The organism is Burkholderia sp. E168m22 (assembly GCF_001319805.1).
Lineage (GTDB): Bacteria > Pseudomonadota > Gammaproteobacteria > Burkholderiales > Burkholderiaceae > Burkholderia > Burkholderia orbicola.
Genome location: NZ_BBSK01000035.1, coordinates 46,931 through 67,332 on the forward strand (window position 1 = coordinate 46,931; position 20,402 = coordinate 67,332).

The following is a 20,402-nucleotide window of genomic DNA, read 5'->3' on the forward strand; positions in this document are numbered from 1 at the left end:
TATCCGCCCCGGTTTTTTTTGCCCGCAGAATTCATGCTGCGCCGCAGCATCGCGCCGCCGGGCGCGGCACTTGGGCGACCTCCTCCCTGCAGCCGGCCGGTCCACGGCACCCGCCCGCCGCGCGAGCCCGCGCCCCTGCTAGAATCGCAGTTTCCCGTCGTTTTTCCCGCTGTTCTTCTCCAGACCCTATGTCCGCATCCGACCTCACTTCCGTGCAGGCTGCGGCGCCGCAAGGCAGCCGCCAGATCCTCGTTACGTCCGCACTGCCCTATGCCAACGGGCAGATCCACATCGGCCACCTGGTCGAGTACATCCAGACCGACATCTGGGTGCGGACGCTGCGAATGCATGGCCATGAGGTCTACTACATCGGCGCCGACGATACGCACGGCACGCCGATCATGCTGCGCGCGGAGAAGGAAGGCCTGACGCCGAAGCAGCTGATCGACCGCGTGTGGACCGAGCACAAGCGCGACTTCGACAGCTTCGGCGTGTCGTTCGACAATTTCTACACGACCGATTCGGAAGAAAACCGCGTGCTGAGCGAGAACATCTATCTCGCGCTGCAGGAAGCCGGCCTGATCGCCGAACGCGAAATCGAGCAAGCCTACGATCCGGTCAAGGAAATGTTCCTGCCGGACCGCTTCATCAAGGGCGAGTGTCCGAAGTGTCACGCGAAGGACCAGTACGGCGACAGCTGCGAGGTGTGCGGCTCGACCTACCTGCCGACCGAACTGCTGAATCCGTATTCGGTCGTGTCGGGCGCGACGCCGGTGCGCAAGACCTCGAAGCACTACTTCTTCCGCCTGTCCGACCCGCGCTGCGAATCGTTCCTGCGCGAGTGGGTGAGCGGCCTCGCGCAGCCCGAAGCGACCAACAAGATGCGCGAATGGCTCGGCGACGCCGGCGAATCCAAGCTCGCCGACTGGGACATCTCGCGCGACGCGCCGTACTTCGGCTTCGAGATCCCCGGTGCGCCCGGCAAGTATTTCTACGTGTGGCTCGACGCGCCGGTCGGCTACTACGCGAGCTTCAAGAACCTGTGCGAGCGCAACGGCATCGATTTCGATGCGTGGATCCGCCCGGGCTCGAAGGCCGAGCAGTACCACTTCATCGGCAAGGACATTCTGTACTTCCACACGCTGTTCTGGCCCGCGATGCTCGAATTCTCGGGCCACCGCACGCCGACCAACGTGTTCGCGCACGGCTTCCTGACGGTCGACGGCGCGAAGATGTCGAAGTCGCGCGGCACGTTCATCACCGCGCAGAGCTACATCGACACCGGCCTGAACCCCGAGTGGCTGCGCTACTACTTCGCCGCGAAGCTGAACGCGACGATGGAAGACATCGACCTGAACCTCGACGACTTCCAGGCGCGCGTGAACAGCGACCTCGTCGGCAAGTACGTGAACATCGCGAGCCGCGCGGCCGGCTTCCTGATCAAGCGTTTCGACGGTCGCGTGCAGGACAGCGCGATGAATCATCCGCTCGTCGCAAAGCTGCGCGATGCGATTCCACAGATCGCCGCGAGCTACGAAGCACGCGAATACGGCCGCGCGCTGCGCCACACGATGGAGCTCGCGGACGAAGTGAACGCGTACGTCGACGGCGCGAAGCCGTGGGATCTCGCGAAGGACCCGGCCAACGCGGTCGCGCTGCACGAAACCTGCAGCGTGAGCCTCGAGGCCTTCCGCCTGCTGTCGCTCGCGCTGAAGCCGGTGATGCCGCGCGTGGCCGTTGCGGTCGAGGCGTTCTTCGGGATCGCGCCGCTCGCGTGGGCCGACGCCGCGAAGCCGCTGTCGTCGGCGCAACCGATCAAGGCGTACCAGCACCTGATGACGCGCGTCGATGCGAAGCAGATCGAAGCGCTGCTCGCCGCGAACCGCGATTCGCTGCAGGCCGAGGCAGCCGGCGCGGCCGCCGCGGGCGCCAATGCCGCGAAGGATGCGAAGAGCAACGCGAAGGCGAGCGCGAAGCCGGCGGCCGTGAACGGCGCCGACGACGCACCGATCTCGATCGACGATTTCGCGAAGATCGATCTGCGCATCGCGAAGATCGTCGCGTGTCAGGCGGTCGAAGGCTCGGACAAGCTGCTGCAGCTCACGCTCGACGTCGGCGAGGAAAAGACCCGCAACGTGTTCTCGGGCATCAAGTCCGCGTATCAGCCCGAGCAGCTCGTCGGCAAGCTGACGGTGATGGTCGCGAACCTCGCGCCGCGCAAGATGAAGTTCGGCCTGTCCGAAGGGATGGTGCTCGCCGCATCGGCCACCGACGAGAAGGCGGAACCGGGCCTCTACATCCTCGAACCGCACAGCGGCGCGAAGCCCGGCATGCGCGTGAAGTAAGCGCAACGCGCAGCTGCTGCTTGCGCAAAAAAGCCCGCACGACTTGCATCGTGCGGGGCTTTTTTATCGCTGCCCGGTATGCCGCGCCCTTCGTCAGCGCTGCCCGAACCAGCGGTCGAACCGCCGCGTGTAGTTCAGGTCGACGCCCTGGAACGTGCCGCCGTACGCGGACACCGACCAGAAGCGCGTCAGGTTGATCGTCGCCTTGAACGCGTTGGCCGCCGATTGCAGCCCCTGCTCGAAGCCGAGCACGAACCGCTCGTTGATCGCCTTCGACACCAGCACGACCTGCGGATCGGTCAGGCCGACCTCGCTGCGGCCGACCGACACCTCGTCGAGACCGAAGGTCTGCGCGACCCGCTTGCCGGTCACGCTGCCGAGCAGCCCGAGCGCCGCCGTCATCGCCCCCTGCTGGCCGACGTTGTTGCCCTGGTCGGTGCCGTGCCCGAACAGCAGCCACGACAGCTTTTCGTTGTCCGTGACGTTCGGCTCCGACACGAGCTTGACCGTCAGCGACTGGATCGTGCCCGTCACCTGCACGCCGGCCTCGACCTCCTGGTTGCGCCGCATCGCGAGGATGTTGACGCCCGGGTTCGACACGGGGCCGTTGAACGTGAAGAAGCCGTTCTCGATCGCGAGCTTGCGGCCGAACGTCGTGTACGTCGAGCCTTCGGTCACGCGCACGTTGCCGACCGCGCGCAGCGGCACGCCCGGCGCGCTCATCACGGTGATCGTGCCGCGCAGCCCGAGATCCGCGCCGTGGCCCTTGAAGCGGAAGTTGTTGCCGAGCCCGACGTCGATGTTCGCGCGCGGCGCCAGCGACGGCGCCGGCTTGTTTTCGACCGGCTTCGGCTTCGCGGCCGCGGTGCCGGTGGGCGTCTCGCCGCGCACCGTGCCGTCCGGCTGCACGATCACGACGTCGTCGGACAGGTGCGGCGCCGACTGCTCGGGCAGGTCGAACAGCGCGCGGTCGACCATGAACTTGCCGTCGATCGACAGCGCGCCGCGCGGCCCGTCGTTCGCGACGGTGGCCTTGCCCGACAGCGACAGCTTGCGGTCCGGCGCCGCGAACAGTTCGAGCTTGTCCGCGACGATGCTGGCGGTCAGGTCCGGCGCCTCGCCGTCGAGCCGCACGCGGCCGAGCGCGCGCAGCGTGCCGTCGCCGCCGTGAAATTCGACCTGCTGGAATTCGACGAGGTTGTCCGACAGCTTCACGCGCACGATGCCGTCCTTCAACTGCACGCCCTGGTCGATCAGCGTCGCTGAAAGCTCGTCGCCCGTCAGCGTCCCAGACAGGTTCGGTTTCACCGGCGTGCCGGAGACCGTGAGCTTCAGCGCTGCGCGCCCGCCGAGCAGGTAGCTCGGCCCGAACAGGTTGCCGGTGGTCTTCAGCGCCGGAATGTCGGCGTCGATGCGGCCCGCCAGCGGACCGTCGTCGACGAGGCCGAACACACCGTCGCGCAGCGCGAACGGCACCGTGACGTTCGCGTCGAGCGTGCCGATCCGGCTCGCCTTCGCGAGTGCCGTCACGTTGAGCCGGTTGCCGGGCGCGAAGCTCGCGCGGGCGGACAGGTCGGTCAGGCCGAGCGATGCGATGCCGCGCCCGGTCTCGATCGTCACGTCGCCGCCGCGGCGCTTCACCTGCACGTAGCCCGTCGCGTTCGCGCCGAGCGCGAAATCCCAGTCGGCATCGAGCACGACGTCGGTCCGCACCGGCGGCCGCTGGCCGGTCAGCGCCTGGCGAACCTCGAGGAAACGCGCGACCGACGCGCCGGTCACGGCGCCCGCCGAGCGCATCTGGCCGCGGTCGAACACGAACGATTTCAGGTCGATCGCCGCACCTTCGAGCGTAAGCCGCGTCGCGCCGAGCGTCACGCGGCCGGCGCCGGCCGATATCGTCAGCGGCGCCTGCAGCGCGAGCGCCGGCGTGCCGCGATTCGCGAGCCGCGTGACGGTGCCGTCCCAGCGCATGCCGTCGCGGTTCTCGACCACGCCGCCGTTCGCCGCGAGCGTCAGGTCGATCACGCGGCCACCGGCCACCCCGAGCGCCGACGCGTCGAGCGTGTGCTTCGCGCGCGTGCCGTCGAGGTTCGCGCGCAACGATTTCAGCTGGAACGAACCGAGCGCGATGTCGGACGCGTCGGCCGTGAACACGAGCGCGCCGTGCGCGCCATCGCGGATGTCCGCGCGGCCCTGGGCGGTGCCGATCCGGTTCGAACCGACGACGACGTGCTCGGCCTTGTAGGTCGCCGTCACGTTCGGATGCGCGAAGCTGCCGGTCAGGTCGCCTTGCGCCTGCACGAGCCCCTGGACGCCGAAGCCGAGCCGGTCGAGCTGCGGCGCGTCGACGACGAAGCGCAGCCGGTCGCCGGGCGCGCCGAAGCTGCCGCGCAGGTCGACGTGGTTGCCGGCGATCGACAGGTTCGCGTTGCTCGGCAGGATTCGCGAGCCGGCGAGCTGCACGACGCCGGCGCCGGTCAGCGGCACGCCGTCGTACAGGCTGTCGGCGAGCTTGAAGGTCGCCTTCGTCGACACCTGCGGCGCGAACGCGCCCGACGCGGTCAGCGTGCCCGATACGCGCGTTTCGCCGCGCTTGGCCGGGGCCTTGGCGGCCGTCGCGGGCGCCTTGCCGCCGCCCGCCTTCGGCGCGCTCATCGCGGCGAGCAGCAGCGGATCGAACGCGGTCAGCGTCGCCTTCGCGTCGTAGCTCGAATGCGCGTCGTGGCGGAACACGCCCGTCAGGTCGATGCGCCCCTTGCCCGCCGTCACGCGCGTGTCGGTCAGCACGGTCTGCTGCCGCGTGAGCGCGACCTTGGCGCGTGCGCCGAGCGCGAGCTTCGGATCGTTCAGGTTGAAATCGACGGTCGTCACGTCGCCCGCGAGCGTCACGCCGAGCGGGCCGCCGAGGCGCATCGGCCGCAGCTCGGCGACGAACGCGTTCAGGTCGAGGTTCGCAACCTTCAGATCGAAGCGGCCCTTGCCGCCCGTGAGCGTGCCGCCGCCGGTCACGCTGCCGTCGCGGATCAGCTTCAGCGCGAGGCCGTCGATCCGTTGCGCGTGCGCGTCGAGATGCACGGTCGCATGCGCGTCGATCACCGGCAGAAGATGGTCGCCGAGCGTGCCCGGCTTCGCGTTGACGATCGACACCGGGCCCGTCACCGCGAAACCCTTCGCGGGCGCCGAGCCTGCCTGTGCGCTCACCGGTGCGAGTTCCGCGCGCACCGCGAGATCGGCCGCGGGCGCGCCGGGCGACAATGCTTGCGGGTTCACGTGGTCGAACGCGAGCGACGCGCGCGTGAGCGGCACCGTGCCGAACGGCGCGGCCTCGACGTGCGCGCGCCCGTTCAGCTTCATCCCGCTCGCGTCGACGTCTGCGACGAGCGCCTCGAGCGAACCCGACACGCGGGCCCGCGCGTCGACCGGCTCGTCCGACAGCTTGCCCGCGTAGGTCGCTTCACCGGTCAGCGCGAACGGCTTCACGCCGTCGAGCTTCGCGCGCGCGGTCAGCGCGCCGTACGGCGTATCGACGCCGTCGAGCACGAGTTCATGGTGACGGCCGTCGCTGCGGCCGTTCAGCGCGAGATGGTCGAGCTGCGTCGTCGACGTGCCTTCGTGAATGGCGAGGCGATCGACGCGCAGGTCGTCGATCCGCACCTGCAGCGGCAGGCTCAGGTCCTGCGGCGTCGTGCTCGGCGTCGACGGCCCCGGCGCGATCCGCACGTCGATCGTGCCCGCGCGCAGATAGGCGATGGACAGCCGCCACGGCGCGCGGGTCAATGCCCAACGGCCGTCGAGCCGGTCGATGCGCACCTCGGTGCCGGTGCCGTCGGGGCTCGTCCACGCGAACCCGCGCAAGCGCACGCCGGTCGCGAGCGAGCCGCCTTCGAGCGTGCCCGCGAGCCGCGTGCCGAGCACCTTGCCGGCCGCCTGCCACGCGAGCCGCGTGCCGCGCTCGGTCGTCACCGCGCCCAGCACGAGCCCCGCCGCCAGCACGACGAGCAGCACGACCGTCGCGAGCGTCCACGCAATGACACGCCACGCGCGGCCGCGACGCGGCGCGCGCGGCGGCGTGTCGGGCGCGCCGTCGGGCGAATCCGGATCGTGAGGCGGCGGCGTGTCGTTCGGGTCCTTCGTCATGCGGTTCGTCGTGCGGGTCGTCGTCAATAGGGCGGCGGGTTCAGAAAGCGATGCCGAGCGTCAGGTACGGGCGCACGCTGTGGTTGCGCAAGCCGTACGCGACGTCGACGTTGATCGGGCCGACCGGGCTGCGCCAGCGTGCACCGACGCCCACGCCCGGGTAAAACACGCGCTCGCCCCATGCATCGGTCGCGGTGCCGATGTCGAAGAACGTCGCGGCGCCCCAGTCGCGGTTGAACCAGTGCTGGTATTCGGCCGTCCCCGTCATCAGGTACTTGGTCGGCAAAACGGAGCCGTCGACGCTGTTGCCGATGCTCTGGTAACCGTAGCCGCGCACCGAGTTCGAGCCGCCGGCGCGGAACAGCAGCGACGCCGGCACGCCGGTCGAGCTGCCGCTCGTAAACACGCCGCCGAGTTCCGCGCGGAACACGAACAGGTCGCGCTTGCCGATCGGCAAATACTGCTGGCCGCGCGCGTAGCCGCGAATGAAGCTCTCGTCGGCCAGCACGCCCTTGACCGCGAAGCCGGCCTCCGCATGAATCAGGTTGCCCGAGCGCGGGAACAGCGGATCGTCGACGTTGCGGCGGGTCCACGCCCACTGCGGCACCAGCGCGCGGCTCGTGGTCGGCCCCGCGCCGTTCTGGTCGAGCCGATCCTGGTAGTACATCAGCGAATACGCATAGTCGATGAACTGGCCGGTGCGCGTGCGCTGCACGCCGACCCGCGCGCTGTAGATGCGCGTGTCCGACACGTTGGTGTTCGTGTACGACGCGAGCACGCTGTTGGTCCAGCCCTTCTCGCCCGGCGGCATCGACAGCTGGACCTGCCCGTACTGCTGGATCTGGTCGAGCCGGCCCGACACGGTCAGCGGCCACGCGGCGCCGAACGTGTCGAGATACGTATAGGAACCCTGCACGTGCGGCCCGGTATCGGTGGCGAAGCCGACGCCGCCGCGGATGTTGTTGTACGGAAACTCGCTGACCTTCACGTGCACGGGCGTGCGCTCGGGCTTCGACGTATCGTCGCCGACGTCGATCGCGACGCTCGCGTAGTACGGCGTGTTCTGCAACTGGCGCTGCAATTCGGCGATCCGCTGCACGTCGTAGATCTCGCCTTCCGACAGCGGATTGACGTTCGTGACGATCTTTTCCGGATAACGGCGCACGCCGTCGACATCAACCTTGCCGATCGTGAACGTCGGGCCGCTGTCGAACGCGACCGCGAGCGTCGCACGCTGCGTGCGCGGATCGATGCGCGCCTCGGACGACACGATCTTCGCGCCGAGATAGCGGCGCGACTGCAGTTGCCGGAGCGCCGCGCCCTTCGCGTCGTCCCAGTCGGATTGCGTGAACGGATCGCCCGGCTTCATCGAGAACGCGAAACGGGTCGCGGTTTCCTGCTTCGGGTCCTCGGTCTCGACCGGCCCCTTGAACGTCAGGTCGACCGTCGACACGACGGTCTGCTTGCCCGGATCGACCGCGATGTGCACGTCGCGCTTGCCGTCGCGGGTGCGCACGTCGGTACGCACGACCGGCGAGAAATAGCCGGCCGTCGCGGTCAAATCGCGCACCTGCTGCGGCGTGGCGGTCACGAGGAAGTCGAACTGGTCGTCGCTGATGTCGTCACGCTTCGCGAAGCGGGCAATATCGAGATGGGTCTTCAGGAGCTTGCGGATCGAGCGCGGCGCGTCGATGTCGACGTCGTATTTCGCATGGGCCGGCAGCGCGAAACACGCGGCCAGGCAACCCGCGAGGGCCGCCCGCGCGACGCGGGCCGCGGCGCCGGCGCGATCGCGGGCCGCGCGCGGGCCCGCGTGATGCGCCGTGTGTGCTTGCTGGTTCGACTGCCCCGCCAAATATGACCTCGCCGTCCTGGATGGTTACGGTTTCGTGGAAAACCCTGTATTTGACCACAGGGCGCCGGCGTCACAGCCAAACGATTGTGAAAGAGTGCCAAGGCGCCGGAAGGGCCGCCGCACGGTGTCCGCCGGTACCGGCCCGCGGATTCGACGCGCGATTGGCGCCGGCTGTTCCCCGCGATGCGGTAAAATCCCGCCATCGCGAATCCGGCGCACCGTGCGCCGCCCGAAACGGAAGATCCAGCCATGCCGTACCAGTCCGACGTCACGCAGTTCCTGAACCAGCTCAAGCAGCAGAAGCCGACGCTCGAGGAAGAGCAGCGCAAGGGCCGTTCCCTTCTGTGGGACAAGCAGCCGATCGATCTCGAAGAGCGCGCCGAGCAGCAGGAATCGCGCGTGAAGCAAACGTCGTACGTCTACTACCAGAACTTCTGACGACGTGAGCGCCGCCGACGAGGCCAGCGCCGCCCGGCAGGACGACGCGATCGCCGCGCCCGCGGGCGCCGATTCGACGCCCGACACGGTCGACGGTGTCGCGGCGTTCGCTCGCCTGTACGGCGAGCCGCTCTTCAAGCTGCCGCAGGATCTCTACATCCCGCCCGACGCGCTCGAGGTGTTCCTCGAAACGTTCGAAGGCCCGCTGGACCTGCTGCTGTACCTGATCCGCAAGCAGAACTTCAACGTGCTCGACATCCCGATGGCGCAGGTCACCGCGCAATATCTGGGCTACGTCGACCAGATCCGCGCGTCGAACCTCGAGCTCGCGGCCGAGTACCTGCTGATGGCCGCGATGCTGATCGAGATCAAGTCGCGGATGCTGCTGCCGGTGAAGAAGGCCGACACCGGCGAGGAAGCCGAGGATCCGCGCGCCGAACTCGTGCGCCGGCTGCTCGAATACGAGCAGATGAAGCTCGCCGCGCAGCGGCTCGATCAGTTGCCGCAGCTCGGCCGTGATTTCCTGCGCGCCGAGGTGTACATCGAGCAAAGCGTCACGCCGCGCTTTCCCGACGTGAATTCGGACGACTTGCGCGCCGCGTGGGCCGATGTGCTCAAGCGCGCGAAGCTCGTGCAGCACCACAAGATCTCCCGCGAGGAGCTGTCGGTGCGCGAACACATGAGCCTGATCCTGCGCCGGCTGCAGAACGCGCGCTTCATGGAGTTCGCCGACCTGTTCGACACGTCGCGCGGCGTACCGGTCGTCGTCGTGAATTTCATCGCGATGCTCGAACTCGCGCGCGAATCGCTGCTCGAAATCACGCAGGCCGAGCCGTTCGCGCCGATCTACGTGCGCCTCGCGTACCTGCCCGCGTAAGGTCTTCCCTCAGCCGTTTCCCCGCTCCGCGGTTCATCCCGACGCTCGCGGCTTCGCCGCGGCGGACGGCCGTCCGGCGGGTGTCCGGCACGCCCCACTATAAAGTGAACGATCGTTCTTTTATCGATGCGTCGCGCGGCCAAATCCTCTACAATCCGCCGACGTCCGATGCGCCGCCCGCGCGCCGGCGTTCTCCGCTTCGACCCCGACGCCGCTGCCGCGGCGTCAACGCGCGCCTGCGCGAGGAACCCGCTACCCGATCATGAAAGTCATCAGCTCGATCCAGGAACTGCGCGACCAGCTGCGCGGACAGAACCGCACGGCGTTCGTGCCGACGATGGGCAACCTGCACGAAGGGCACCTGTCGCTGATGCGCCTCGCGCGCCAGCACGGCGACCCGGTCGTGGCGAGCATCTTCGTCAACCGGCTGCAATTCGGCCCGAACGAGGATTTCGACAAGTACCCGCGCACGCTCCAGGACGATATCGAGAAGCTGCAGCAGAACAACGTATACGTGCTGTTCGCGCCGACCGAGCGCGACATGTACCCTGAGCCGCAGGAGTATCGCGTGCTGCCGCCGGACGATCTCGGCGGGATTCTCGAAGGCGAGTTCCGGCCCGGCTTCTTCGCCGGCGTGTGCACGGTCGTCACGAAGCTGATGTCCTGCGTGCAGCCGCGCGTCGCCGTGTTCGGCAAGAAGGATTACCAGCAGCTGATGATCGTGCGCCGGATGTGCCAGCAGCTCGCGCTGCCGGTCGAGATCATCGCGGCCGAGACCGTGCGCGACGAGGACGGCCTCGCGCTGTCGTCGCGCAACCGCTACCTGACGACCGACGAGCGCAAGGAAGCGCCGGAACTGGCGAAAACGCTGCAGCGCGTGCGCGACAGCGTGCTCGGCGGCGAACGCGACCTCGGCAAGCTCGAGCAGCACGCGCACACGCACCTGGCCGAACGCGGCTGGGTGCCCGACTACATCGCGATCCGCCGCCGCGCGAACCTGATCGCGCCGAGCGCCGCCGAACTCGAGGCCGGCGAGCCGCTCGTCGTGCTCGCGGCCGCGAAGCTCGGCGCGACGCGCCTCATCGACAACCTGGAAATCTGACGGCCGGCCCGCCCGCGCCCCTCACGACGCATCACGGAGACACCATGCAGCGCCACATGCTCAAATCGAAGATCCATCGTGCGGCGGTCACGCACTGCGAACTGCACTACGAAGGTTCGTGCGCGATCGACGAAGACCTGCTCGAAGCGGCGGGCCTGATCGAAAACGAACGGATCGACATCTGGAACATCAACAACGGCGAGCGCTTCTCGACGTACGCGATCAAGGGCGAGCGCGGCAGCGGGATGATCTCGCTGAACGGCTCGGCCGCGCGCCGCGCGCAGCTCGGCGACCTCGTGATCATCGCCGCGTTCGCGATGGTCGACGAAGCCGAGCTGCAGGCCGGCTGGAAGCCGAAGCTGGTGTTCATCGACGACGGCAACAAGATCAAGGGCCACCGCGATCACGTGCCGACGCAGAACTGGACGTAAGCCGAGCGGCACGCCCGCGTGCCGTGGCGCGGGCCACCCGCGCAGCGCCGCTGGTCGCCGAAGGGCCGGACACCGTACACCACGGTTCCGGCCCTTTCTCATTGGGTGTCGCGCCGGCAAGACGGCCGGATGGCCGGCCGCTCAGGAAGCCTTGGCGGCCTTCTCGGCCTTCGGCACGCGGCGCTCGGCCCATTCGACGATCGGCCGCCACTGCTCGAGATCCTTCTCGACCCGGCTTTTCGCGACGTCCCACAGCGTCAGGCCGTGCGCGGCGATCTGCACGTAGTTCTGCGTGTCGCGCACGTAGCCGAGCACCGGCAGGCCCAGCCCCTCGACGAACCGGTGCAACTGGTCGGACGAGCGCGTGCGCGCGTCGACCCGCATCCCGACGATCCCGACCTCGACGCTGCCCTTGCGCACGGCCTTCTCGCCGGCGAGGCGCTCCAGAAACTGCTGGGTCGCGAGAATATCGAACATCGACGGCTGCAGCGGCACGATCACCTTGTCGGCCAGTTGCAGCGCGACGTTGAGCCGCGTGCCGTGCAGGCCGGCCGGCGTATCGATCACCGCATATTCCAGCCCGCGCGGCGGCTTCGACGGCGCCTCCGGATCGAGCTCCCACGCCTCGATCGCCGGCAAGCCGGCCGGCCGCAGGTCGAGCCACGCATGCGCGGACTGCTGCCGGTCCAGGTCGGCCAGTGCGACCCACGCGCCCTGCGCCGCGAAATAGCCGGCTAAGTTGGTGGACAGCGTGCTCTTGCCCACGCCGCCCTTCGGATTCGCCACCACGATGACCGTCATGAATTCCCCCGAAAAAGCCGCGCGGCGCCGGCCGCATGGCAGGCGCCGCTCGATTGCGGATACAGGGAGCGATGATATCGGCAAACGGGGTGTCACCGGAACCGGTCACGCCGAACCGCGTGCCGCTTTCGTCTGCTTTCCTTCACGTCATGCGCGCTGGACCGCGGCCTCCCGCGCGCCGAGCGCGAACGCGCCGCCGCCCAGCAGGGCCTGCACGGCCAGCGTGACGGCCCAGAACGCCGGATATTCCCAGCCGCCGTGCGGCGACGCGAAGCTCCAGCCGTTCGGCAGATGCGCGGCGACCGCGCCGAGCATGAACGGCAGCAGCACCAGCGCGGCGATGCGCACGCGGAACCCCGCGAGCAGCGCCAGGCCGCCCGCCAGTTCGACGAACGTGGTCAGGTAGGCGAGCCAGCCCGGCAGGCCGATCGACGCGAAGAACTGCGCGGTGCCGGGCAGCGTGAAAACAAAGACCTTCTGTGCGACGTGTGCGAGGTACAGCACGCCGAGGGCGACGCGCAGCAGCGTCGCGGCGAAATCGTTCAGGCGGTTGGCGTTCATGACGGAGTCCTTCGTGAGTGGATGGGAGTGGATCGCACTCTATTCGAATCGATTCGGCCGATAAACACGCCATACCGCTTAAATTGATTCCATCAAGGAACGAATCGACGCAAAAAAAGGGCATGACCGATCATGCCCTGCATCCCGCTCAGTAACCGCTCTTGCCTTGCGTGGCGTCGCCGCCGGACTGGCCGCCGCCCGGCGCATACGAATCGCACGCATGCGCCACCGCCGACACGCCCAGCAGCACCGCGAGCAGTACGCCCCACCACCGTCGCGCCCTCATCGTCGCCCTCCTTCGGGCGGACCTCCGCCCTCCTCTGTTGTACGCGATCGGGCGGAAAAAGCGAGGGCCGGCCTCAACGAAACTCGGCGTACAGCGCGTCGAGGTCGAGGTGCGCGGCGAACGTGTCGGCCAGCCGCTCCAGCGAAGCCTCGCGCAGCGCCGGGTAGTCGATGCGGGCCGCGCCGTCGAGCCCCGCCCACGCGAGCAGCGCCGCGCAGGCGTCGGGTGCGTCGAACAACCCGTGCACGTAGGTCGCGAGAATCTGGCCGTCGGCCGACAGCGCGCCGTCGGGACGCACGCCCTCCCGCGCGATATCGGCGGCCAGCATCAGCGCGGGCGTCTCGAGCGCCGGCCCGCGCGTGTCGCCCATGTGGATCTCGTAGCCGCGCACGGCGGCCGCGCCCGGCAGCGCGAGTTGCCCGGTCACGTTCTTCAGCGTCTTGTCGGGTTGCAGCGTCGTGTCGAAATCGAGCAGCCCGAGCCCCGGCACGCTGCCGGGCGCGCCTTCGAGGCCGAGCGGATCGTCGAGCGTGCGGCCGAGCATCTGCATGCCGCCGCAGATGCCGATCACCTTGCCGCCGTAGCGCAGATGGCGCCGGATCAGCGCGTCCCAGCCCGCATCGCGCAGCCACGCGAGGTCGCGCTGCACGCTCTTCGAACCGGGCAGGATCAGCAGATCGGCGTCGGGTACGGGGCCGCTCTTCCAATACGTGAATTCGACCTGCGGATGCGCGCGCAGCGGATCGAAATCGGTGTGGTTGCTGATGCGCGGCAGCGCGGGCACGACGACGCGCAACACGCCGGCATCGCTGCGAGCGGCGGCGCTGCGCGCCTGCGCGGGCAGCATGTCCTCCGCGTCGAGCAGCAGCCCGTGCAGATACGGCAGCACGCCGAACACCGGCTTGTCCGTCTGCGCGCGCAGCCAGTCGAGTCCCGGTTCGAGCAGCTTGAGGTCGCCGCGAAAGCGATTGATCACGAAGCCGCGCACGCGCGCGCGCTCGCTGTCCGACAGGCACGCGAGCGTGCCGACCAGATGCGCGAACACGCCGCCGCGATCGATGTCGGCGACGAGCACGACCGGACAGTCGACGCGCTCGGCAAAGCCCATGTTCGCGATGTCGCCTTCGCGCAGGTTGATCTCGGCCGGGCTGCCGGCGCCTTCGACGATCACCGTGTCGTACCCGGCGCGCAGGCGCGCATACGACTCGAGCACCGCATCGAACGCAACCGGCTTGTAGTCGTGATACGCGCGCGCGTCGAGGTTCATGCGCGCCTGGCCGTGAATGATCACCTGCGCGCCGCGGTCGCTCGTCGGCTTCAGCAGCACCGGATTGAAATCCGTATGCGGCGCGACGCCGGCGGCCAGCGCCTGCAACGCCTGTGCGCGGCCGATCTCGCCGCCGTCTGCCGTCACCGCGCTGTTGAGCGCCATGTTCTGCGGCTTGAACGGCGCCACGCGCGCGCCGCCGCGGCGCGCGAGGCGGCACAGGCCCGCGACGAGCGTGCTCTTGCCCGCGTCGGACGTCGTGCCCTGGATCATCAGCGTGCCGCGCGGCCGCGGCTCGGGTGCATTCATCGTGTGAAAGGTGTCGCGAAGCAAAGGCGGCATTATCGCCCGCGCCGGGTCGCCCGCGCCGTTACAATCACGCGATGATTCCGCACGACCTCACCTTCGTCCTCGGCGGCGCGCGCTCGGGCAAGAGCGCGCATGCCGAGCGGCTCGCCGCCGACAGCGGCCGCCCCGTCACCTACATCGCGACCGCGACCGCCGCCGATGCCGAATTCGCGCAGCGCATCGCGCATCACCGCGCGCGCCGGCCGGCCGACTGGGGCTTCGCCGACGCGAGCGTCGATCTCCCGGGCACGCTCGCGCGGCTCGACGATTCGCAGGCGTGCCTGCTCGTCGACTGCCTGACGCTGTGGCTCACCAACCTGCTGTGTCCCGCCGACGGCGAACCGCTCGACGATGCGCAGTACGCGGCGCAGGTCGAGCGGCTCGAACATGCGCTGCGCGGCGCGCGTGCCAAGGTGATCGTCGTCAGCAACGAGATCGGGCTCGGCGTCGTGCCGCTCGGGTCGGTCACGCGCCGCTACGTCGACGAGCTCGGGCGCCTGAACCAGCGCGTCGCCGCGCTCGCGACGCGCGTCACGCTGCTGGTCGCCGGGCTGCCGCTCGACCTCAAGGCAGGCGCGCCGTCATGCTGATGCTGTCGCTGCCCGTCGTCGCGATGCTCGCGGTCGCGGCCGCGATCGTCGACCGCGCCATCGGCGAGCCGGCCGGCTGGCATCCGCTCGTCGCGTTCGGCCGCTTCGCCGCGCGCATCGAAGCCGCACTGAACACGGGCCGGCGCGGCCGCGTAATCGGCGTCGCCGCGTGGCTCGCGGCGGTCGTGCCGCCGGTGGCCGTCGCGGCATGGCTCGTCGCCGTGCTGCCCTGGCCGTTCGCCGCAGCGCTGCACGTCGCGCTGCTGTGGTTCGCGCTCGGCGCGAAGAGCCTCGCCGACCACGTCGCGCCGATCGCCGCCGCGCTGCTGCGGCGCGACCTCGACGCGGCGCGCACGCTGACCGCGCGCATCGTGTCGCGCGACACGAGCCAGGCCGACGAAGGAGCGCTGTCGCGCGCGGCCGTCGAATCGGCGCTCGAGAACGGCAACGACGCGATCTTCGGCGCGCTCTTCTGGTTCGTCGTCGCGGGCGGCCCCGGCGCGCTGCTGTTCCGGCTCGCGAACACGCTCGACGCGATGTGGGGCTACCGCACGCCGCGCTTCCTGACTTTCGGCTGGGCCGCCGCGCGCATCGACGACGCGCTGAACTGGATTCCCGCGCGGCTCACCGCCGCGAGCTACGCGCTGCTCGGCGACACGGCAGCCGCGTGGCGCTGCTGGCGCACGCAGGCGCGCCACTGGGACAGCCCGAACGCGGGCCCCGTGATGGCCGCGGGCGCCGGCAGCCTGAACGTGCAGCTCGGCGGCCCGGCCGTCTATCACGGCGAAATCGAGGATCGCCCGGTGCTCGGCACCGGGGCCACGGCCACCGCCCTTCACATCGTCGCCGCGCTGTCGCTGGTCACGCGCACGCTCGCGCTGTGGCTCGCGCTGCTGGTCGCGAGCGGCGCACTCGTCATGGCCACCCATCATGTCTGATTCATCCATCGCGCACGGCGGCAACCTGCATGAAGCCGCCCGCCGCCACGGCATTCCGTACGACGCGTGGCTCGACCTGTCGACCGGCATCAATCCGGTCGGCTACCCGGTGCCGCCCGTGCCGGCCGACGCATGGCGCCGGCTGCCCGACGACGGCGACGGTCTCGCGGCCTGTGCCGCGCAGCACTACCACGCGCCCGATGCCGCGCACGTGCTGCCGGTTGCCGGCAGCCAGGCCGCGATCCGCGCGTTGCCCGCGTTGCTGCCGGCCGGCGACGCCGGCGTCGCGGCGCTCGCGTACGGCGAATACGCGCCCGCGTTCGCGCGCCACGGCCATCGCGTCGTCACGCTCGATATCCACGCCGATACGCTGCCCGCAACGCTGCGCCACATCATCGTCGGGAATCCGAATAATCCGACGGCCGAGTGCGTGCCGACCGCGCGCCTGCTCGGCTGGCATGCGCAACTGGCGGCACGCGGCGGCACGCTGATCGTCGACGAAGCGTTCGCCGATACGGGCGCCGCGCCCTCGCTCGCGCCGCGGGTCGATCGTCCGGGGCTCGTCGTGCTGCGCTCGGTCGGCAAGTTCTTCGGGCTTGCCGGCATTCGCGCGGGCTTCGTGCTCACGCATCCCGCGCTGATCGCCGCGCTGCGCGACACGCTCGGCGCGTGGACGGTCGGCGGCCCCGCGCGCCACGCGGTCGCCGCGGCGTTCGCCGATCGCGCATGGCAAGCTGCCGCCCGTGAGCGGCTCGCGGCCGACGGCGAACGATTGGCCGCGCTGCTGCGTGCGCACGGCTTCGCGGTTCGCGCGACGCCGCTCTTCAGCTGGAGCGACGACCCGCGCGCCGCGGCGCTGCATGCCGCGCTCGCGGCACGCGGAATCTGGACGCGGCACTTCCCGGCGCCGTCGAGCGTACGCATCGGCCTGCCGGCGAGCGAAGCCGAATGGCAGCGCCTCGGCGACGCGCTCGCGCATTGCGTGCCGCTGCTGAAGGCATCCGCATGAGCGCCCCCATGTTCCGCCGGCTCGCGCCGGCCGCGCTGCTGGCCGCGCTCGCTCACGCACCGCTCGTCCACGCCGACGTCACGACCCGCGACGACGCCGGCAACACGGTCACGTTACCCGCGCCTGCCCAGCGCGTAATCAGCCTCGCGCCGCACGCGACCGAGCTCGTCTATGCGGCCGGCGGCGGCGCGAAGCTCGTCGGCACCGTCACGTACAGCGACTATCCGGCCGCCGCGCAAGCGGTGCCACGCGTCGGCGACAACAAGGCGCTCGATCTCGAACGCATCGCCGCGCTGAAGCCCGACCTGATCGTCGTGTGGCGGCACGGCAACGCCGAGCGGCAGACCGACGCGCTGCGCGCGCTGCACATTCCGCTGTTCTTCAGCGAACCGAAGCATCTCGACGACGTGTCGTCGTCGTTGCGCCGGCTCGGCACGCTGCTCGGCACGCAACCGACTGCCGATGCCGCCGCGGCCGCCTTTACCCGAGACATCGCGACACTGCGCGCACGCTACGCGGCACGCCCGCCCGTCACGATGTTCTTCCAGGTGTGGGACCGCCCGCTGACGACGCTCAACGGCACGCATCTGATCAACGAAGTGTTCGAACTCTGCGGCGGCCGCAACGTATTCGCGTCGCTCAAGCCGCTCGCGCCGACCGTGACCGACGAGGCCGTGCTCGCGGCGAATCCGGAAGCGATCGTGACGACGAGTGCCGGCGCGACCCGTTCGAACGAACCGCTGCCGAGCCTCGCGCGCTGGCGTGCGTGGCCCGCGCTGACGGCCGTGGCGCGCAACAACCTGTTCGCGATCGACGGCGATCTGCTGACGCGGCCATCGCCGCGGATCGCGCAGGGTGCGGCCGCGCTGTGCGAGGATCTGGATGCCGCGCGTGCGCGGCGGCCGGTGCGCTGATTTCCCGCGCAGCGGCTCGCGCGTTCATCGCGCATCGGTGCCGGATGCGTCCGGCGGCCGAGCGCAGATCGATCCGTGTGCCGCGTCGTTCGCTTGCAGACGCAAGTGCACCTATGCGTCCCAGTGCACGACTTCCCATGTGCGCGTGTCGTCGTCCGTGCGCAGCCACACGACCCCGCCGGTCGGCACCGGCCGCGACAGCAGCGTATCGAGCGGCACGCGCAACACATGCGACGCGAATGCGCGGATCACGCCCGCATGCGTGACGACCCATTGCGGCCCGTCGAATGCCGCAAGCGCATCGGCCCGCCGCGCAACCCGCGCGACGAATCGCGCGACGCTTTCTCCGCCGTGCGCGCACGCATGCATCAGGTCGGCCGCCCATGCATCGAGCGCCGCGCGGTCGATATCGTCCCAGCGCTGCATTTCCCACGCACCGAAATCCATTTCCTGCCAGTCGGCATCGCGCCGCAACGGCACGTCGAAAGCCCGCGCGAGCCGTTCGGCAATCGATGCGCAGCGCGTCAGCGGGCTCGTCCAGACCTGCTCGGGTAACGGCGCACCGAGTTCCGCCAGATGCGCACGCACGGCCTGCGCACCGCCATCGGTCGAATCGGCGAGCGGCACGTCGCTGCGCCCGTAGCAGACGCCCGGCTCGATGCCGACGGCCGGATGGCGGATCAGGACGATGTCCATCCGAGCACCACGAGATAGATCGTCAGTTCGCCCAGTTGCTGCGTGAAGCCGAGACAGTCGCCCGTATAACCGCCGATCCGCTTCACGAAATAGCGGGCCAGCCACGCGCGCACGAGCATGAGCGCCACGCACGCGGCAACGCCCATGCGCCAGTCCGGCCAGAACAGCCACGGCAATCCGAACCCCGCCGCGACGCACGCCGCGCGTGCGCCCATCCGCTGCGCAACCGGCTTCGCCTTGCCTTCGGGCCGCACGTAGTCGAGCGACATCAGCAGGCTCACGGCCATCGCGCGGCTCGCCGCATGCGCGGCGATCATCGTCCATGCGGCGCGCAGCGGCAGCATCGCCGCCAGCGCCTGCCATTTCAGGCCGAGCGCGATCACGAGCGCGACCGCGCCGAACGTGCCGATCCGCGAATCGTGCATGATGCGCAGCACGTCGTCGCGCGTGTAACCGCCGCCGAACGCATCGCAGCTGTCGGCGAGGCCGTCTTCGTGGAAAGCGCCGGTCGCGAGCAGCGTCGCGGCCATCGACAGCCCGACCGCGATCGACGCGGGCAGCACGCGCAGTGCGACGAGATAGACGAGCGCGCCCCATGCGCCGACGCAGGCGCCGACGAGCGGGAAATAGCGCGCGGCCTGGTCGAGATCGCCGGCCGCGTAGCCGATCGAGCGCGGCACGGGCACGCGCGTGAAATAGCCGAGCGCGACGAAGAAGTAGCGCAGTTCGGCCCACATGCCGCGCGCGCGCTCAGGCGTCACGATTGTCGACGCCGGCGGACTCGAAGCTCGCCATCTCGCTGAGGAACGCGGCCGCCGCGCGCACCAGCGGCAGCGCGAGCGCTGCGCCCGTGCCTTCGCCGAGCCGCAGGTCGAGCGCGAGCAGCGGTTTCGCGCCGAAATGCTCGAGCATGCGCCGGTGCCCGGCCTCGTGCGACGTATGCGAGAACACGCAGTAGTCGCGCACGCCGGGCGCGATGCGCTCGGCGACGAGCAGCGCGGCGGTCGCGATGAAGCCGTCGACGAGGATCGTCATCCGCTCGCTCGCGGCCGCGAGGTACGCGCCCGTCATCATCGCGATCTCGAAGCCGCCGAACGTCGCGAGCACGTCGAGCGGCGCGATCGCATGCGAGTGCTTGACGAGCGCGCGGCCGAGCACCGCGCGCTTGTGCGCGAGACCCTGGTCGTCGAGGCCCGTGCCGCGGCCGACGCAGGCGTCGATCGGCACGTCGAGCAGGCGGCTCATCAGGCACGCGGCCGACGACGTGTTCGCGATCCCCATCTCGCCGAAACCGATCACGTTCGTGCCGAGCGACGCGTGCAGGCGTACCCGCGCCGCGCCGGCGGCCAGCGCCGTCATCGCTTCTTCACGGGTCATCGCCGGCTCCGTCGCGAAGTTGCGCGTGCCGCGCGCGACCGGCAGCGACACCAGCCGGTCCGATACCGGCAGCGGCGATACGACGCCCGCATCGACGATCTCGAGCGTGCTCTGTGCGACACCCGAGAACGCATTGATCGCCGCACCGCCGGCCAGGAAGTTCGCGACCATCTGCGCAGTCACCGCCTGCGGATAAGGACTGACGCCTTCGGCCGCGATTCCGTGATCGCCCGCGAACACGATCGTCACCGGACGCTGCACGACCGGCCGCTCGCTTAGCTGGATCAGGCCGATCTGCAGCGCGAGCGCCTCGAGCTGGCCGAGACTGCCGGGCGGCTTGGTCTTGTGGTCGATCACATGTTGGAGGCGCTTGCGCAGCGCGTCGTCGAGCGGCGCGATCGCGGGCGGGAATGGGGTGGGAGTCGTCATC

At 69.8% G+C, this 20,402-nt stretch carries 18 protein-coding genes; 9 read left to right on the plus strand and 9 right to left on the minus strand.

Going from position 1 to position 20,402, the window contains the following annotated elements; genetic code table 11:
* The first annotated feature begins 188 nt into the window (after window positions 1-188).
* Complete coding sequence (metG, locus tag AP428_RS09770; RefSeq protein ID WP_011545958.1) at window positions 189-2,345, plus strand: methionine--tRNA ligase; 2,157 nt, start codon at window positions 189-191, stop codon at window positions 2,343-2,345.
* A gap of 93 nt (window positions 2,346-2,438) precedes the next feature.
* Here metG and AP428_RS09775 read toward each other — a convergent pair whose 3' ends face one another.
* Window positions 2,439-6,482 carry a translocation/assembly module TamB domain-containing protein gene (locus tag AP428_RS09775; protein ID WP_011694360.1) on the minus strand — a complete coding sequence of 1,348 codons (4,044 nt, stop codon included), beginning with the start codon at window positions 6,480-6,482 and terminating at the stop codon, window positions 2,439-2,441.
* A 40-nt stretch (window positions 6,483-6,522) separates the two neighbouring features.
* Window positions 6,523-8,337, minus strand: a complete 1,815-nt coding sequence (locus AP428_RS09780) for an autotransporter assembly complex family protein (RefSeq protein ID WP_011545960.1) — start codon at window positions 8,335-8,337, stop codon at window positions 6,523-6,525.
* Between the two features lie 249 nt (window positions 8,338-8,586).
* Between AP428_RS09780 and AP428_RS09785 the strand changes: the two genes are divergently transcribed.
* The 4 genes from AP428_RS09785 (at window position 8,587) to panD (ending at window position 11,185) form a co-directional block, all read left to right on the plus strand.
* Window positions 8,587-8,775 (plus strand): DUF3460 family protein, encoded by a 189-nt coding sequence (locus AP428_RS09785; protein ID WP_006478107.1) that lies wholly within the window; start codon window positions 8,587-8,589, stop codon window positions 8,773-8,775.
* A 4-nt stretch (window positions 8,776-8,779) separates the two neighbouring features.
* A complete protein-coding gene (locus AP428_RS09790) occupies window positions 8,780-9,652 on the plus strand; it encodes a ScpA family protein (RefSeq protein ID WP_006478106.1) in 873 nt (290 codons plus the stop codon).
* 262 nt (window positions 9,653-9,914) lie between these two features.
* Window positions 9,915-10,754 (plus strand): pantoate--beta-alanine ligase, encoded by an 840-nt coding sequence (gene panC / locus AP428_RS09795; protein WP_011545961.1) that lies wholly within the window; start codon window positions 9,915-9,917, stop codon window positions 10,752-10,754.
* Between the two features lie 44 nt (window positions 10,755-10,798).
* Window positions 10,799-11,185 (plus strand): aspartate 1-decarboxylase, encoded by a 387-nt coding sequence (gene panD, locus AP428_RS09800; protein WP_011545962.1) that lies wholly within the window; start codon window positions 10,799-10,801, stop codon window positions 11,183-11,185.
* Between the two features lie 141 nt (window positions 11,186-11,326).
* Here the strand turns inward: panD and AP428_RS09805 are convergent, their stop codons facing one another.
* From AP428_RS09805 to AP428_RS09815, 4 genes are all read right to left on the minus strand, one after another.
* Window positions 11,327-11,986, minus strand: coding sequence for a ParA family protein (locus AP428_RS09805; protein ID WP_011545963.1), 660 nt, complete (start codon window positions 11,984-11,986; stop codon window positions 11,327-11,329).
* Window positions 11,987-12,133: 147 nt separating this feature from the next.
* Complete coding sequence (locus AP428_RS09810) at window positions 12,134-12,547, minus strand: DoxX family protein (protein WP_011545964.1); 414 nt, start codon at window positions 12,545-12,547, stop codon at window positions 12,134-12,136.
* A 148-nt stretch (window positions 12,548-12,695) separates the two neighbouring features.
* Window positions 12,696-12,833, minus strand: a complete 138-nt coding sequence (locus AP428_RS37140) for a hypothetical protein (RefSeq protein WP_164728347.1) — start codon at window positions 12,831-12,833, stop codon at window positions 12,696-12,698.
* Between the two features lie 73 nt (window positions 12,834-12,906).
* Window positions 12,907-14,409 (minus strand): cobyric acid synthase, encoded by a 1,503-nt coding sequence (locus tag AP428_RS09815; RefSeq protein WP_041489325.1) that lies wholly within the window; start codon window positions 14,407-14,409, stop codon window positions 12,907-12,909.
* Window positions 14,410-14,483: 74 nt separating this feature from the next.
* On the opposite strand from AP428_RS09815, the gene cobU reads away from it, so the two are divergent.
* Genes cobU through AP428_RS09835 form a run of 4 tightly spaced genes read left to right on the plus strand, consistent with a single transcriptional unit; the run spans window position 14,484 to window position 17,899 of the window.
* Window positions 14,484-15,038, plus strand: a complete 555-nt coding sequence (gene cobU, locus AP428_RS09820) for a bifunctional adenosylcobinamide kinase/adenosylcobinamide-phosphate guanylyltransferase (RefSeq protein WP_011545966.1) — start codon at window positions 14,484-14,486, stop codon at window positions 15,036-15,038.
* Window positions 15,032-15,976: an adenosylcobinamide-phosphate synthase CbiB gene (gene cbiB / locus AP428_RS09825; protein ID WP_041489237.1), complete on the plus strand. Its 945-nt coding sequence runs from the start codon at window positions 15,032-15,034 to the stop codon at window positions 15,974-15,976. Before cobU ends, cbiB begins: the two co-directional genes overlap by 7 nt.
* Window positions 15,969-16,985 carry a threonine-phosphate decarboxylase CobD gene (cobD, locus tag AP428_RS09830; RefSeq protein WP_011545968.1) on the plus strand — a complete coding sequence of 339 codons (1,017 nt, stop codon included), beginning with the start codon at window positions 15,969-15,971 and terminating at the stop codon, window positions 16,983-16,985. Before cbiB ends, cobD begins: the two co-directional genes overlap by 8 nt.
* Window positions 16,982-17,899 carry a cobalamin-binding protein gene (locus AP428_RS09835; protein WP_011545969.1) on the plus strand — a complete coding sequence of 306 codons (918 nt, stop codon included), beginning with the start codon at window positions 16,982-16,984 and terminating at the stop codon, window positions 17,897-17,899. Before cobD ends, AP428_RS09835 begins: the two co-directional genes overlap by 4 nt.
* Window positions 17,900-18,010: 111 nt before the next feature.
* On the opposite strand, the gene cobC is transcribed toward AP428_RS09835, so the two are convergent.
* Genes cobC through cobT form a run of 3 tightly spaced genes read right to left on the minus strand, consistent with a single transcriptional unit; the run spans window position 18,011 to window position 20,401 of the window.
* On the minus strand, window positions 18,011-18,595 hold the full coding sequence (gene cobC, locus AP428_RS09840; RefSeq protein ID WP_011545970.1) for an alpha-ribazole phosphatase: 585 nt from the start codon (window positions 18,593-18,595) through the stop codon (window positions 18,011-18,013).
* Window positions 18,580-19,332: an adenosylcobinamide-GDP ribazoletransferase gene (locus AP428_RS09845; protein WP_011545971.1), complete on the minus strand. Its 753-nt coding sequence runs from the start codon at window positions 19,330-19,332 to the stop codon at window positions 18,580-18,582. Before AP428_RS09845 ends, cobC begins: the two co-directional genes overlap by 16 nt.
* 13 nt (window positions 19,333-19,345) lie before the next feature.
* Complete coding sequence (cobT, locus tag AP428_RS09850) at window positions 19,346-20,401, minus strand: nicotinate-nucleotide--dimethylbenzimidazole phosphoribosyltransferase (protein WP_011694361.1); 1,056 nt, start codon at window positions 20,399-20,401, stop codon at window positions 19,346-19,348.
* Between the last annotated feature and the right edge of the window lies 1 nt (window position 20,402).